Genomic DNA, 15091 nt, shown 5'->3' on the forward strand with positions numbered 1-15091 from the left:
CAGCGCCTTCGAGGTCAGAGCACCTTCGAGAGGAGCCTTCGAGGTCAGAGCACCTTCGAGAGGAACGACTTCGTCCGCTCGTGCTGCGGGTTCCCGAGCACGTCACGAGGGTGGCCGGCCTCGACGACCACGCCGTCGTCCATGAAGACGAGCGCGTCGCCGACCTCACGGGCGAAGCCCATCTCGTGGGTCACGACGATCATCGTCATGCCGTCCTCCGCGAGGCCGCGCATGACGTCGAGGACCTCGCCCACCAGCTCGGGGTCGAGGGCCGACGTCGGCTCGTCGAAGAGCATCAGCTTCGGCTCCATCGCCAGCGCACGGGCGATGGCGACGCGCTGCTGCTGACCGCCGGAGAGCTGGGTCGGGTAGTTCTTGGCCTTGTCGGCCAGTCCCACCCGGTCCAGCAGCTTCAGCGCACGCTCGCGGGCCACGGCCCTCGACTCGCCCTTGACCTGGACCGGAGCCTCCATGACGTTCGCGAGGGCCGTCATGTGCGGGAAGAGGTTGAAGCGCTGGAAGACCATGCCGATGTCCCTGCGCTGCGCCGCGACCTCCTTCTCCTTCAGCTCGTAGAGCTTGTCGCCCTTCTCGCGGTAGCCCACCAGCTGCCCGTCGACCGAGAGCCGGCCGCCGTTGATCTGCTCCAGGTGGTTGATGCACCGCAGGAAGGTCGATTTGCCGGATCCGGAGGGGCCGACCAGGCAGAACACCTCACGGTGCGCAACCTCGAGATCGATGCCCTTGAGGACCTTCACATGGCCGAACGACTTGTGGACGTTCTCGGCCTTCACCATCGGCTGCGTCGACTGGGAACTCATACCTTCACGCCTCCGACGTTGCTCTGGACACGGAACGACGACAGCTGTTTGCGCAGCCGCTGGAGCGGCGTGGGCGGCAGCGAACGGCTCGAACCGCGGGCGTAATAGCGCTCCAGGTAGTACTGGCCGATGCTGAACACGGTCGTCAGCGCCAGGTACCAGAGCGAGATCACGATGTAGCCCTCCATGATGGCGAGCGTCCGGGAGCCGAATTCACGGCCCCGCAGGAACAGCTCGCCGTAGCCGATGGCGAACGCCAGCGAGGAGGTCTTGAGCATGTTGATGAACTCGTTGCCGGTCGGCGGAATGATCACGCGCATGGCCTGCGGGAGCACGATGCGGCGCATCGTCTTGCCGCCCTTCATGCCGAGCGCGTGCGCCGCCTCCGTCTGACCCGCGTCGACCGACTGGATGCCGGCCCGGCAGATCTCGGCCATGTACGCGGCCTCGTTCAGGCCCAGCGCCAGCAGCGCCGCCACGAACGGCGTCATGACCTGGTTCATCTCGTCCTTGTAGATGAAACCGAGGTCGAGGTACTGGAAGACCAGCGAGAGGTTGAACCACAGCAGGATCTGCACCAGCACCGGGGTGCCGCGGAAGAACCAGATGTAGCCCCAGGCCACCGAGGAGAGCACCGGATTGGGCGAGAGTCGCATCACCGCGAGGATCGCGCCGAGGACCACACCGATCACCATCGAGTAGACGGTGATCTTCAAGGTCTCCCAGGCGCCCCAGGCGAACGTGCCGTTGGTGATCTGGTCACCGACCACACTCCACTGGATCTGGGCGTCGGCGAACGCCCGCACCAGCAGTGCGAGGAGTCCGAGCACCACGACGGCGCTGATCCAGCGCCCGTAGTGGCGCACGGGAACGGCCTTGATGGGCCCCGAGTGCACGGCGGGGTCCTTGCGGGGGGAGGCGTCCCGGCCGCCGTCCGGAGGGACGTCGGCCGGCACCTTGTCGAGGGGGTCAGTCACAGAGTTGCTGCCTTACATGAGGGAGGTTGTGGCGGCGAGTGGCGTCACTTGCCGGCGTTGACCGTGGCCTTCTCGATGGCGCCGCTCTCGGCCTTCCACTCCTTCAGCACGTCGCCGTACGAGCCGTCGTCGATGATGTGCTGGACGGCCGCCTGGAGGGCGTCACGCAGCTGCGTGTTCTTCTTGCTCACCGCGATGCCGTACGGCGCGGCGTCGATCTGCTCGCCCACGACCTCGAAGAGGTTGCCGCCGCCGGCGTTCAGCTCGTTGTAGAGGGCGACCGGGAAGTCCGTGATCACCGCGTCGGCACGCTTGGTCTGGAGCTGCGTGATCGAGTCGGTGTCCTGGTCGGAGATGAACTCCTTGATCTTGTCGGAGCCGCACTTCTTCTGCGTCTCCTTCAGCAGCGCCTCGTTGGCCGTGCCGCGCTGGGCGGCGACGGTCAGGCCGCAGAGGTCGTCCAGCGTGGTGACCTTCTTGGGGTTGCCCTTCTGGACCAGGATCGCGGAGCCGGCCTTGAAGTAGTTGACGAAGTCGGCACCGCCCTTGGCGTCCTCGGTCGCGCCCTGCTGGCGCTCCTTGGTGTCCGTCATCGAGGACATGACGATGTCGGTGCGGCCGTTGTTCATGCCCAGGACGAGCTGGTCGAAGGTGGAGTTCTGGAACTGGAACTCGACCCCGAGGACCTTGCCCAGGGCCTTCGCGATGTCGATGTCCACACCGGCGGGCTTGTTGCCCTCGTCCATGAACTCCATCGGCGCGTACGCGATGTCGGATCCGACCTTGATGACGCCCTTGTCGCGGATCTCCTTGGGCAGCTTGTCGGCCAGCGGCGCCGCGGAGGCGGTGCCCTTGGTCTCCGACTCCGAGGCGCCGTTGTTCGTCTGGTCGCCGCACGCGGTCAGCAGCATGGCGCCGGCGACCGCGATGGCGCCGACCGCGGCTGTCCGGGACTTGGCGGCGGTCGTGCGGCGCTTGGTGCTTGCGGTCATGATCGGGGTCCTCCGGCGGGGTGAAGGTGGAGTTACCAGGTCGTACTGCACTCATCTTCGAGTGTCGCGACCTTGTCTGTTTTCGGCATCTTGCCATTCGGACGAGCCCATTCAGGGGGCCACGCATGTCAAAATCGGATAACGGGTCACCCCCGAACCCCGGCGGGCCGGTACATCAAGGCCGGACCATTCGCTGGAAAGCCTTCTTACGACCGGAAGATCTTCGGCCGTCTTGCCTTCTGGGCGGGTTCGGCGGCACCTGGCGGGCTTGTCCTGGTTTCTGGCTATGAACCGCGTCACCGAGCGCATATCGACTCGTCCGCGGTGTGGTCCGTCCGGTAAGAAGGATCCTTACACCCCTCATCCGGGGCTCAGGGCGCGTGTGCGGCGCGCCCGCGCGTACGTACCTCCCCCTGCCGGGGCGGGCCAACCGCCCTAGCGCAGGGAACGGACGCGGTGCCCGCCCACCCCTCCTCAACCAGGAGTGGCCACCCTCAACTGATGAAGACCTAAGGGGTCAACCACATGGCAGCGGAGATCGTCAATCCTCGCAGCGACAGCGCCGACACGGAGAGCGCCGACGAGCCCTTCGATCCGGCGTTCGCACTGCACCGCGGCGGCAAGATGGCCGTCCAGGCCACTGTGCCGGTGCGGAACAAGGACGACCTGTCCCTCGCTTACACACCCGGCGTCGCCAAGGTCTGCACCGCCATCGCGGAGCGGCCCGAGCTCGTGCACGACTACACCTGGAAGTCCCAGGTCGTCGCCGTCGTGACGGACGGAACGGCGGTGCTCGGTCTCGGAGACATCGGACCGGAGGCATCCCTCCCGGTCATGGAAGGGAAGGCGATCCTTTTCAAGCAGTTCGGCGGCGTGGACGCGGTCCCGATCGCCCTCGCCACCACCGACGCCGACGAGATCGTCGAGACCGTCGTGCGTCTCGCGCCGTCATTCGGCGGAGTGAACCTCGAGGACATCTCGGCACCGCGGTGCTTCGAGATCGAGCGCAAGCTCCAGGAGCGCCTCGACATCCCCGTCTTCCACGACGACCAGCACGGCACCGCCGTCGTGACCCTCGCCGCCCTGCGCAACGCCGCCAAGCTGACCGGGCGCACGCTCGGCGACCTGCGCGGTGTCATCTCCGGCGCGGGCGCGGCCGGTGTGGCGATCGCGAAGTTCCTGCTGGAGGCCGGTCTCGGCGACGTGGCGGTCGCCGACCGCAAGGGCATCGTCAGCCGTGACCGTGAGGACCTGACGCCGGTCAAGCGTGAGCTTGCCGAGCTCACCAACCGCGCGGGCCTCTCGGGCTCCCTGGAGAACGCGCTGGCCGGCGCGGACGTCTTCATCGGCGTCTCCGGCGGCACGGTGCCGGAGGCCGCTGTCGCGTCCATGGCGCCGGGGTCGTTCGTCTTCGCCATGGCCAACCCGAACCCGGAGGTGCACCCCGACGTCGCGCACAAGTACGCGGCGGTCGTGGCCACCGGCCGTTCGGACTACCCGAACCAGATCAACAACGTCCTCGCCTTCCCGGGCATCTTCGCGGGCGCGCTCCAGGTTCGGGCGTCGCGGATCACCGAGGGCATGAAGATCGCGGCGGCGGACGCGCTGGCCGACGTCGTCGGTGACGCGCTCTCGGCCGACTACGTGATCCCCTCGCCCTTCGACGAGCGGGTCGCGCCCGCGGTGACCGCGGCGGTGGCCGCGGCGGCGCGGGCAGAGGGTGTCGCCCGCCGCTGACCCGAGTCGGCACCACGGCTGGACGAACCGGGCCGTGTCGTACCCCGTGCGGGGGTACGACACGGCCCGGTTCCTGTCCGGCGGGGACTCCGCCGGGCGCGGCTCCGGCGGGCTTCCCGCGGCCGGGCAGGGCCGGCGGCGCGCCCCCGGGGATGCGACGCGAGGCATCCCCTGCCCGGGGGCGGACGGCGTGCGACGCGGGGCCGTGCGTGGGGTGTGGCCGAATCGGGGCGGGTGTTCCCGTGGGGGTCTTCCGGGGTTCATCCGGTGCTGCTGTGATGCTCCGCGGCCCGCGTCCGCGGCCGGCACGCGTCCCCCAGGAGGCCCCTTGTGAATCTGGTCGTCAACGGCGATGCCGAGAGCGGGCCGGGAGGGAGCGCCGAGCCCGTCGGCAGCGTGACCGGCTGGGTCGTCGCTCAGGGCGCCCCGGCGCTCGTCGGGTACAGCGTGGGCGCCGGCTATCCGACCCCCGCCGATCCCGGGCCCGTCCGCCGCGGCTCGCGGTTCTTCAGCGGCGGCGACTCGCCCCGCACCGCCCTCGTGCAGGACATCGAACTGCCCGGCACCGGCGCGACCGGCCGGGCGGCCGTCGACGCGGGACGGGTCCGGTACACATTGACCGCCTGGCTCGGCGGATACGCCGCCCAGGAGGACGGTGCCAGGCTCTCCGTCGAGTTCCGCGACGTGAAGGGCACGCCCGTGGCGCTGAGCGTGCTCGGGCCCGTGACCGCCGCGGACCGCGGCGGGCGCACCGGGCTTCTGGAGCGCACCGCGTCCGCCGCCGTGCCGCCCGGCGCCCGCAGCGCACGCCTGCTGCTCGTCCTCACCCGCAGCGGTGGCGGGACGTCCAACGACGGGTACGCCGACGGGATATCGCTCGCTCTGGCGGCCACGACCGGAGCCGCGGGGGGACTGACGTGACCAGGACCGACCGACGGAACCTGCTCAAGGCGGCGGCCGCCGTGGGCGCCCTCAACCTGGCGTGGCCGCTGAGCGCCGGGCTTTCACCCGCTCAGGCCCGCGAGGCGGCGGAGGCCCTCGGCGCCGACTACGACCCGGCGCCGTTCACCCTCGGGGTCGCGTCCGGCGACCCGCTTGCGAACAGCGTCCTGCTGTGGACCCGGCTCGCGCCGGAACCGCTGGCCGCCGAGCAGCCCCTGCCGGAGGTCGTCGAGGTCGAGTGGATCGTGGCCCTGGACCGGACACTCCGCCAGGTGGTGGCCCGCGGCACGGCCCCCGCCTCCGCGACCCTCGGCCACAGCGTCCATGTGCCCGTCCCGGGGCTGCGCCCGGACACCCGCTACTGGTACGCGTTCAAGGCCCTGGGCAGGACCAGCCGGATCGGCCGCACCCGCACCGCGCCGGCCGGGGGCGCCCGCCCGGTCAGGTTCGCCGCCGCCAACTGCCAGGCGTTCCACGACGGCTTCTACGCCGCCCATCGCGCAATCGCCCGCGAGGACGTCGACTTCGTGGTCCACCTCGGTGACTACGTCTACGAGCACGGCCAGGTCGGCGGCGTCCCCGCGGACCACGTCCGCGACCACGAGGGGCCGTCGGTCTTCACCGTCGCCGACTACCGCCGCCGCCATGCCCTCTACAAGGGCGACGCGTCCCTGCGTGAGGCGCACGCCGCCCACCCCTGGTTCCTGACCTGGGACGACCACGAGGTGGTGAACGACTACTCGGGAACCGGCGGCGGCGCACCGTTCATGCAGCGCAAGGCCTCCGCGTACCAGGCCTGGTACGAGCACCAGCCGCACCGCGACGACAGCGCCTTCGCGCTGCCCGATCCGGAGATCCACCGGGTCCGCCGCTGGGGCGACCTGCTGGAGCTGACGGTGCTCGACCTGCGTTCGTACCGCTCCGCGCAGAACCTTCCCGACGGCACGATCCTCGGCGAGGAGCAGAAGTCCTGGCTGAAGCGGGGCATCGACCGGGCGCCCGACGCGTGGCACGTCTGGGCCAACTCGATCATGCTCAGCCAGCTCCGCGGACGGCCGGGCGGCCCGTACATGTTCACCGATCAGTGGGACGGCTTTCTCGCGGAACGCAAGGAGGTGCTGGGCCATGTGCACAGCAGTGGCCTCGAGGACCTCGTCGTCATCACCGGCGACTGGCACTCCGCGTTCGTCGACGACATCAGAACCGACTTCGACGACCTCTCGTCCCCGGTCGTGGGCACGGAGTTCACCGCGCACTCCGTCACATCAGGGGCCTATTCGGCGGACTGGAACCGGACGAACGGTCCGTTGATGGGCGCGGCGAACCCGCACCTGAAGTACTTCGAGGGCAACCGCTACGGCTACGACGTGTACGAGGTGACCCCGGAGCGGTTCAGCGCCCACATGAGGGTGATCGCGGACCGCCGCGACCCGGCGTCGCCCGTCACCACGCTGACGACCTTCCACATCGACCGGGGCAGCACCGGTTCGTACGAGGACCCGGCGACGAAGCACTCGCCGGCCCAGTGGCGGAGGGACTAGCGGGACGCGTGTCACACCGGTGCGTGGTTCCGCCACGCACCGGCCCGCCCTACTCTCAAGGTCATGTTCGCCGCCTACGCCGCCCGCATCGACCGCGACCAGCCCCTCAACGGCCTTGAACTGGGCGAACGCCCGGCACCTCAGGCACGCCCAGGCTGGACGACCGTGACCGTCAAGGCCGCTTCCCTCAACCACCACGACCTGTGGTCGCTGCGGGGGGTCGGTCTCGCGGAGGACAAGCTGCCGATGATCCTCGGCTGCGACGCCGCCGGCATCGACGAGGACGGGAACGAGGTGGTCCTCCACTCCGTCATCGGGCAGAGCGGCCACGGTGTCGGCCCCGACGAGCCCCGTTCCATCCTCACCGAGCGCTACCAGGGCACCTTCGCCGAGCAGGTCAGCGTGCCTGCGTGGAACGTGCTGCCGAAGCCGAAGGAACTCACCTTCGAGCAGGCCGCCTGCCTGCCGACCGCCTGGCTCACCGCCTACCGGATGCTCTTCACCAACGCCGGTGTGCGTCCTGGTGATTCTGTCCTGGTGCAGGGCGCGGGCGGCGGCGTGGCCACCGCCGCGATCGTGCTCGGCAGGGCTGCGGGCCTGCGTGTGTACGCCACCAGCCGCGACGAGGCCAAGCGCAAGCGCGCCGTCGAGCTGGGGGCCGAGGAGGCGTACGAGCCGGGAGCGCGGCTGCCGCGCCGGGTGGACGCCGTCATCGAGACGGTCGGCGCCGCGACCTGGTCCCACTCGGTCAAGTCGCTGCGGCCGGGCGGGACCCTGGTGATCTCAGGGGCGACGAGCGGTGACCGTCCCGCGCACGCCGAACTCACCCGGATCTTCTTCCTCGAGCTGAAGGTCGTCGGCTCGACGATGGGCTCCAAGGACGAGCTGGAGGACCTGCTCTCCTTCTGCGCGGCCACGGGTGTGCGGCCGGTCATCGACGAGGTGCTGCCGCTGGACCGGGCCAGGGAGGGCTTCGAGAAGATGGCCACCGGTGAACTGTTCGGGAAGATTGTGCTCACCAACTCTTGATGGTTCGTCAGTTCTGCTGATGGGATCTCCGGCACTGGTCCACGACCGTGCCGGAGGTTCCTCATGTACCGCCGACTGCTCGCCGTCCTCGTCTCCGCGCTCCTGCTGCTCTGTGCCGCGCCCGCCGGGGCACACGGCACAACGGCCGGCGCCGCGCCTGACGGCATACCGAGGCTGACCGACGACCGCGGCCGGGTCCTGACCCTGCGCGGCTGGAACGTCGAGGACAAGACCCACCGGGGCGAGGCCGCCCTGTCCGCGATCACCGAAAGGCACTTCCGCGACCTGCGTGCCCAGGGCTTCAACTTCGCCCGGCTCCTCGTCTTCTGGGACGACCTGGAGCCGCTGCGGGGCAGGTACAGCGAGCGGTACCTGCGCAAGATCGACCAGGTACTGGACTGGGCGCACAAATACCGCGTCCATGTGCTGATCGACGCCCACCAGGACGTCTTCGGCCCCGCCTTCGGCCACCGCGGCATCCCTGAGTGGGCGACCAGGACGGACGGGCTGCCGTTCACCCCGCACCCCGACGACTGGTTCGCCGAATACTTCGAGCCCGCCGTCCAGCGCGCGTTCACGCACCTCTACGAGGACCCCGACCTGCGCGGCGCCCAGGCCGCGATGTGGCGGGTGCTGGCCGACCGCTTCGCGGACCACCCCGCCGTCATCGGCTACGACCTCATCAACGAGCCGATGGGTGAGATCCGGGAGGGCGAGGACCTGCCGGCGGCCGCCCGGCGCATCGAGGCCGAGCAGCTCACGCCGATGTACAACCGGATCGCGGATGCGGTCCGGTCCGTGGACCGGGACACCTGGCTGTTCGTGGAGCCCACGCCTATCGTCGGCGAAGGCGTGCCGACCGGGCTGGGTCGGATCGACGATCCGAAGACGGTCTACGCCCCGCACTTCTACAACACCGCCATGGAGGCGGGCGCCGACTACGACCCGTCGGCGGGCTGGATCGAAGCGTACGAGCGCGCCGTGACCGAGTACCCCGCGCGGTACCGGATGCCGGTCGTGGTCGGCGAGTGGGGCCCGCTCAACAACGCGCTGCCGAACATGGGCCGCTTCTACCGGGAAGCACTCGCCTCCCTCAACCGCTACGGCTCCGGCTGGGCAGGCTACGTCTGGTGCTACGGCGGCGGCTACTGCGCGGTCGACGCGGAAGGCCGCTTCCGCACCAACAAGGAGCAGACGGCCGCTCCGTACACGCCGGCCGTGGCGGGCAGGGTGACGGCCGAGGAGTACGCGCCGGACAGCGGAACGTACCGGCTGGAGTACCGCTCGGCGCGCGGAGTCACCGAGGTCTCGGTGCCGCCCCGCGCGAGCGGCTGGCGGATCGAGGTGACGGGCCGTGCCTGGCCGCGGGTCCGTACCGTCGAAGCCGGCCGGACGGCCACGGTGCGCGTCCACGCCCGCACCGGCGAACACGTCACCGTCCGGGTCAGTCCTCGTACACCACGATGAAGTCGCCGCTCGGGCCCTGGCGGCGGGCGAGCGCGTCGCGCAGCCGGCGCAGATGGTCCGGCGTCAGCTCGAGCGGCGGCTCGTCCGGCTGGTAGGTCGTACCGCGCGGGTAGTCGTCGTCCGGCGTGCGGGTCATCTCGATGTGGCAGCCGAGGACATGGGTCACCCGGTTCGTCGCGCAGAAGGCCAGCAGCCGGTCGACCGTGGCGGCGAAGGCAGGGGTGTCCCCGACGTAGAGCCGGCCCGGGTAGAGCGAGTCTCCGGTCAGCAGGAGACCGGTGTGCCGGTCGTGGAAGACGACGGCGGCCTCCTCGTGGCCGGGTCCGGGCAGCAGGTCCAGTACCCGGCCGCCGAGATCCAGTTCCGCGGGCCGCAGCGGCCACTGCTCGAAGCCGAAGTACGCCGTCACCGCGTCGAGGGACGGCCCCACGACCTCGGTGTACGGACGGTCCGCGAACTGCGCGTCGCCCGCGATGTGGTCCCCGTGCCCGTGGGTGTGGGCGACGACCAGCCCGTACCGCTCCCGCGGGTGCCGGGCGAGCCATTGCCCGATCAGCGTGTCGACGGTGGCGCGCAGCGGCATCGCGGCCGGGTCGGCGGTCGCGCCGGTGTCCAGCAGCAGCGCCCGTTCGTTGCCGAACAGCAGGTACAGGAACGGCGCCTCGAAGTGCACCGACTTGTTCTGACGCAAAATCAGCGTGTGCTCGCTGTAGGCATGGATTTGAATCGCGGGCGCGGTGTCGTCCCCGGGCGCCGGGCTGCCGGCGTGCCACCGGACATCAAGGCTGCCGGCGACAGGAGCGTCTGTACGGAAGTCGATCACGTGGCCCACGGTACGCGGCCCATGGTCCGCCGGGGAGGGCCGCCGCGACGATTGCGGCCCATCGATGCGGGGCACGAGCACTGACACCACGCGGTCGCGCGTGAAGGGGGAGGAACAGTGTCAACGGGGGATCAGCAGAGCCGGATTCCGGCGTACCCGGGCGTCGAACGCTTCGTCGACGCCTTCGACAAGCTCGTCGTCCAGCCACGGCGAAGCCGCAGCCAGGTGCCCGTGGTGCTCCTGAGCGAGCCGGGCGACGGGCGGGCCGGCCGCCGGATCGTCGCGGGTCTGCGCACCCGGTTACGCGGCCGGCAGGGGCGGCTCGCCCCGCACGCCTGCGTGCCGGCGGTGCCGGCCGACCCGGCGGAGCCGCCGCTCGACCTGTTCGAGCAGATCGCCTTCCAGCTCGACGCCTCGATGCCGCCGGGCACCGGGCGGCTGCGGCTGCCCTCCTACCGGCTGCTGCGCAGCGTCGTCTGCGCGCCCGCCGTCGGCGGCCTGATGGAACGGCGTCCCGGGGAGCTGCGGGACCACTGCTACGCCCAGCACCGAGAGGTCTCCGCGCTTGCCCGGAGCCTGTGGTGGCTGGGCGGCCGGGACCAGGCGAACGGCGGCACACTGCTCGAGCTGCTGTGGAATTTCATCGCCGGTCCGCTGTTCCAGCGGCTGCCGCGAGCCCTGTACGGCCGCAGGGCCAACCGCCGGATGCTGGGCCGCGGCCGCTCCGGGGGCCGCCGGTGGTACGCGGAGTGGGTACGGCAGCAGCAGGGGACCCCGCCCTCCGAGTTCTTCCGCTCCGCCCTCGACCTGGTGGGCGGCGGCCCGGAGGGCGATCCGGAGCAGCTCGACCGGATCCTGGTGCACGCGCTGCTCGCCGACCTGGAGGCCGCCGGTCGTAAACGGCCCTTCGACCCGTGGCGGCGGCGCCGGGTCAGCCGCTTCGTGCTCCTGGTGGAGGAGGCAGGGCCCGCCGAGTCGCGCATCCAGCGCTTCCTGAGGGAACTGCGCTCGGCCATGGAGGACCTGAGGTGCACCTCGGTGGTGGCCGTGGCCGCCGGGGTGCGCACCCTCGCCAGCCGGATCCCCGACATCGAGGTCCCGGGGCTGTCCGCCGCAGGGGCGGACCTGGCCAACATCGCCCAGCGCGGCACCCCGCCGGGCCGCCCCTCCGGCATGGTCGTCCCGGTCGAGGAGGGCCCGGAGGACGACCAGGCGGCCACGTACTGGCTGGGCCGCTGGCCGACGCTCGCCCCGCCCACGCACCGCTGGGGGCCTGGCGTGGAGGTGGTGGGCGCGCTCGGCGCCGGGGTGCTGGCCCTCGCGGTCACCGCCGGGCTGCTCGCCGGTGTGCCGTTCACCAGGGTCGGGCCCGACCCGTGTCTCGGCTCCACCTTCCTCGGCACCGACGGGCAGTGCGTCGGTGTCGCTGAGGGTGCCGCGGGCTTCGGCACGGGCGACAGCGAGCGGGCCGTACGGGACGTGCTGCAGCGCATAGAGCAGCAGAACGAGCAGGTGGAGCGGGAGCTCTCCGGCCGGGAAGCCGACGACCCGCGCCCGCGCTCCCGGACCGTCGTGTACTTCGGGCCGCTCAGCGGCGGCAAGGACGCGGAGGATCCGGTGCGCGGCGGCACGCTCGCCGAACTGCGGGGTCTCGCCCTCGCGCAGGCATATGTGAACGCGCAGGCGCTGCGCACCGGTGAGCGGGTGCCGCTGCGGGTGCTCGCCGCGAACGCGGGCGACCGGTTCAAGGACGCCCCTGCGGTGGCACGGCGGATCGTCGACCTCGCGGATAAGGACCGTTCGATCGTGGGGGTCGTCGGTTTCGGCCAGAGTCGACGGCGCACCTATGAGGCGATGGCCATCCTCGACGAGGCGGGCCTGCCGATGGTCGGCACCTCCGGCACCGCCGACGAGCTGCTCCGCCAGGGCGAGCACTATTACCAGACCGCACCGACGGACACCCGGGCCGGCCAGGTGATGGCGTCCTTCGCCGAGCACGCCGCGGTGGTGGAGGGCCGGACCGCGCTGAGGGTGAGGCTGATCGCCGACCCCTCGGACGCGTACAGCGCGAGCCTGGCGACGGCGTTCCGGTCGGCGTACGGCGACGAACGCACCGACGTGCTGCTCTACACGCCGACGGACGCGCCCGAGCCCTCGCCGGTGCCGGGCGGCCCGGTGGGGCCCTCGGTCCAGGCCATGGAGGATCTGGCGCGTGAGGTCTGCCGTGCGGTGGCGGCCGAGCCGCGCACGGCGGTCGTGTGGGCGGGACGGGGCAGCCACTTGCAGCTGTTCCTCGGGGAGCTGGCGCGCGACTCGCGTGACTGTCCGAAGGTCGCCGTACTCGGCGGCGACGACGTCACCAACGCGCTGACGGAGGAGCACCGTCCGTGGGAGGTCTTCGCCGGGCTGACGCTGTACTACGTCTCGCACGGCAGGGCGCCCGCCCTGTCCGGAGCGAGCGGCGAGGCCGCTGCCTTCCTCTCTGCGTACGACCGCACCTACGCGGACGACCACGGCGCCCGTACCGGCGCGATGCGGCAGGACGCCCATGTGGCGCTCGCCTGGGACGCGATGCGCTATCTGGCGGAGGGCGTCGACCAGGCTTGGCGTGGAACGGGCGGCAACGACGAGCGGCTCGACCGCGGTCTGCTTCAGGCGGTGCTCTACCAGGGGCTCGGCGGCGGAGGCTTCGACGGGGCCACCGGACGGATCGAGGCGCACGGGGCGGCCGGCGGCGGGCGGCTGACGGAGAAGAAGCTGACGGCTGTGGAGCAGGGCGGTGCGAAGGGGTCGCGGACGGTGCTGCTCTGCGGGACGGTGGCGCGCGGTGACGTGCGTGAGGTCTGGGGGCCGGAGAAGCATCCCTGCCCCTGATGTCAACCGCGGTTGACATCCCCTCGCCTGTCAATGTAAGTTGACAGGCATGACCGAAGCAACAGAACTCGCCGAGCGTGCGGGCGACCGCGATCCGCGCGTCGGGCTGCGGGCGGTCGCCGCGCTGCGGCGGCTGCTGGAGCAGCTGGAAGCCGTACAGGTCAGAAGCGCCCGCAACCAGGGCTGGTCGTGGCAGGAGATCGCGGCGGAGCTGGGTGTCAGCCGCCAAGCGGTCCACAAGAAGCACGGGAGGCTGTGATGTTCGAACGCTTCACCAAGGACGCCCGGGCGGTGGTGACCGGCGCCACCGCACACGCGGAACGGGCCGATTCGTCCACGGTCACCGAGGAGCACCTGCTCCTCGCCCTGCTGGACCTCGGCGGCTCACGCACCGCCTTCGCGTTCACGGCCCTCGGCGTCATGGACCGGCGGGCCGCCCTCGAGGCGTCCCTCGCCGACGTACGCCGGCGCGGCGGCATGACGAAGGCGGACGAGGAGGCCCTGGCCGGCCTGGGCATCGACGTCGGCGCGATCGTCGCCAGCGTCGAGGAGACCCACGGGGCCGGTGCGCTGGCCGGCGACCGCAAGGACCGGCGCTGGTGGTCGGGCCACCGCGCCTTCACCCGGGAGGCGAAGTCGATCCTGGAGAAGTCGCTGCGGATCGCCCTGGGCCGACGCGACCGGACCATCGGCGCCGAGCACATCCTGCTGGCCCTCGCCTCGGGCCGCGGCGTCGTCCCGGAGGTCCTCGCCGAACACGGGGCGACGTACGGCGCGCTGGAACGGGCGATGTTCGGCGGGACGGACGGCGGCGCGGCGCGGGCCGGCTGACCCGGCCGCTCTCGCTGACGTGATGCGCCGGCCGCGCCCCCCGGTCCGGCGGTCAGTCCGTGCCGCCGCGGAGCAGAGCCACGATGTGGGCCGCCGCCGTCGACAGATGGCGGCGGGCATCGCCCAGTTGCTCCGCCGTCACACCGTGGTCCCGTGCCGCGTCCCGTACGTCGTCCCGGAAGCGATCGAGCAGCCGCTCCAGGTCACGGGCCGGGTCGGCCGAGTCCTCCGGGTCCACGGTGTCCTTCGCCCAGTTCGGGTCCGCGCCCGCGGGTTCGGGCTTGACGAACGGCGGCCAGGCCGTCCCCCGCGCCAGTCCGCCGAGCTGACCGGTCAGCTCCGACAGGCCCTCCCGCACGCCGGTCGGCCAGTCACCGCGGGCGAAGTGGTCCTGGACCTGCTCCTGGACCTGGCGGGCGATCCGCTGCATCTCGGCGCGGGCGGTCTCCTGCGCCTCCTGCGCCTGCCGGCGGGCCTGCTGTGCGTCCTCGCGGGCCCGGCGCGACTCGTCCTTCGCGCGGCGCGCCTGCTCCTTCCACTCCTGCTTGGCGCGCTTCAGCTCCTCCTTCGCGGCCCGCCATGACTCGCTGTCCGCGAGGTCGCCGAAATCCCCGAGGTCGCCGAAGTTCCCCCGGCCCGGGGTCCATTCGCCCTTGCCGGTACCGCTCTTGCCGGTTCGGGTCGCCGCCGCGCGCATCTCGCTGCGCAGCTTGCCCGCCGCGCCGCGGACGTCGTCACGGATCTCGGCGGCCAGTTCGGAGACCGAGTCGCGGATCTCCAGTTCGAGGTCGGCCAGTTCGCCGCTGCGTCCGGCCAGCTCCGCCCGGCCGGCGTCGGTGATCGAGTAGACCTTGCGGCCGCCTTCGGTGGCGTGGGTGACGAGCCCCTCGGCCTCCAGCTTGGCCAACCGCGGGTAGACGGTGCCGGCGCTCGGCGCGTACAGGCCCTGGAAGCGCTCCTCGAGCAGGCGGATGACCTCGTAGCCGTGGCGCGGGGCCTCGTCGAGCAGCTTCAGCAGGTAGAGACGGAGCCGGCCGTGGGCGAAGACGGGGGGCAT

The 15091-nt window shown here is 71.4% G+C and carries 13 protein-coding genes; 8 read left to right on the plus strand and 5 right to left on the minus strand.

All coding sequences use genetic code 11. From position 1 onward, the window contains the following. Nucleotides 1-44 precede the first annotated feature (44 nt). Genes MDN94_RS14385 through MDN94_RS14395 form a run of 3 tightly spaced genes read right to left on the minus strand, consistent with a single transcriptional unit; the run spans nucleotide 45 to nucleotide 2790 of the window. Nucleotides 45-821 carry an amino acid ABC transporter ATP-binding protein gene (locus MDN94_RS14385; protein WP_482726203.1) on the minus strand — a complete coding sequence of 259 codons (777 nt, stop codon included), beginning with the start codon at nucleotides 819-821 and terminating at the stop codon, nucleotides 45-47. Further along, nucleotides 818-1798 carry an amino acid ABC transporter permease gene (locus MDN94_RS14390; protein ID WP_482726204.1) on the minus strand — a complete coding sequence of 327 codons (981 nt, stop codon included), beginning with the start codon at nucleotides 1796-1798 and terminating at the stop codon, nucleotides 818-820. The genes MDN94_RS14385 and MDN94_RS14390 overlap by 4 nt, the downstream gene beginning before the upstream one ends. A 44-nt stretch (nucleotides 1799-1842) precedes the next feature. Continuing rightward, on the minus strand, nucleotides 1843-2790 hold the full coding sequence (locus tag MDN94_RS14395; protein WP_482726205.1) for an ABC transporter substrate-binding protein: 948 nt from the start codon (nucleotides 2788-2790) through the stop codon (nucleotides 1843-1845). Between the two features lie 525 nt (nucleotides 2791-3315). Here MDN94_RS14395 and MDN94_RS14400 point away from each other — a divergent pair. From MDN94_RS14400 to MDN94_RS14420, 5 genes are all read left to right on the plus strand, one after another. After that, entirely contained in the window at nucleotides 3316-4527 is a 1212-nt protein-coding gene (locus MDN94_RS14400; RefSeq protein WP_356621366.1) for an NAD(P)-dependent malic enzyme, read from the plus strand. A gap of 330 nt (nucleotides 4528-4857) precedes the next feature. Next, the gene (locus MDN94_RS14405) at nucleotides 4858-5448 is read left to right on the plus strand and encodes a phosphoesterase (RefSeq protein WP_482726206.1); all 591 of its coding nucleotides are present in this window, start codon (nucleotides 4858-4860) and stop codon (nucleotides 5446-5448) included. Next, a complete protein-coding gene (locus MDN94_RS14410; RefSeq protein WP_482726207.1) occupies nucleotides 5445-7010 on the plus strand; it encodes an alkaline phosphatase D family protein in 1566 nt (521 codons plus the stop codon). The genes MDN94_RS14405 and MDN94_RS14410 overlap by 4 nt, the downstream gene beginning before the upstream one ends. A gap of 63 nt (nucleotides 7011-7073) precedes the next feature. Beyond that, entirely contained in the window at nucleotides 7074-8039 is a 966-nt protein-coding gene (locus tag MDN94_RS14415) for a zinc-binding dehydrogenase (RefSeq protein ID WP_482726208.1), read from the plus strand. Between the two features lie 63 nt (nucleotides 8040-8102). Continuing rightward, on the plus strand, nucleotides 8103-9506 hold the full coding sequence (locus MDN94_RS14420; protein ID WP_482726209.1) for a cellulase family glycosylhydrolase: 1404 nt from the start codon (nucleotides 8103-8105) through the stop codon (nucleotides 9504-9506). Here the strand turns inward: MDN94_RS14420 and MDN94_RS14425 are convergent. Further along, complete coding sequence (locus MDN94_RS14425) at nucleotides 9484-10329, minus strand: MBL fold metallo-hydrolase (RefSeq protein ID WP_482726210.1); 846 nt, start codon at nucleotides 10327-10329, stop codon at nucleotides 9484-9486. The two genes, MDN94_RS14420 and MDN94_RS14425, sit on opposite strands and share 23 nt — an antisense overlap. Before the next feature lie 117 nt (nucleotides 10330-10446). Between MDN94_RS14425 and MDN94_RS14430 the strand changes: the two genes are divergently transcribed. Genes MDN94_RS14430 through MDN94_RS14440 form a run of 3 tightly spaced genes read left to right on the plus strand, consistent with a single transcriptional unit; the run spans nucleotide 10447 to nucleotide 14034 of the window. Then, on the plus strand, nucleotides 10447-13203 hold the full coding sequence (locus MDN94_RS14430; RefSeq protein ID WP_482726211.1) for a type 1 periplasmic-binding domain-containing protein: 2757 nt from the start codon (nucleotides 10447-10449) through the stop codon (nucleotides 13201-13203). Between the two features lie 49 nt (nucleotides 13204-13252). Then, nucleotides 13253-13462, plus strand: a complete 210-nt coding sequence (locus tag MDN94_RS14435) for a helix-turn-helix domain-containing protein (protein ID WP_159687353.1) — start codon at nucleotides 13253-13255, stop codon at nucleotides 13460-13462. Beyond that, nucleotides 13462-14034: a Clp protease N-terminal domain-containing protein gene (locus MDN94_RS14440; protein WP_482726212.1), complete on the plus strand. Its 573-nt coding sequence runs from the start codon at nucleotides 13462-13464 to the stop codon at nucleotides 14032-14034. Before MDN94_RS14435 ends, MDN94_RS14440 begins: the two co-directional genes overlap by 1 nt. Nucleotides 14035-14086: 52 nt before the next feature. Here MDN94_RS14440 and MDN94_RS14445 read toward each other — a convergent pair whose 3' ends face one another. Then, on the minus strand, nucleotides 14087-15091 hold the full coding sequence (locus tag MDN94_RS14445) for a PadR family transcriptional regulator (RefSeq protein ID WP_482726213.1): 1005 nt from the start codon (nucleotides 15089-15091) through the stop codon (nucleotides 14087-14089).

This window comes from Streptomyces sp. WAC00040 (assembly GCF_056835925.1).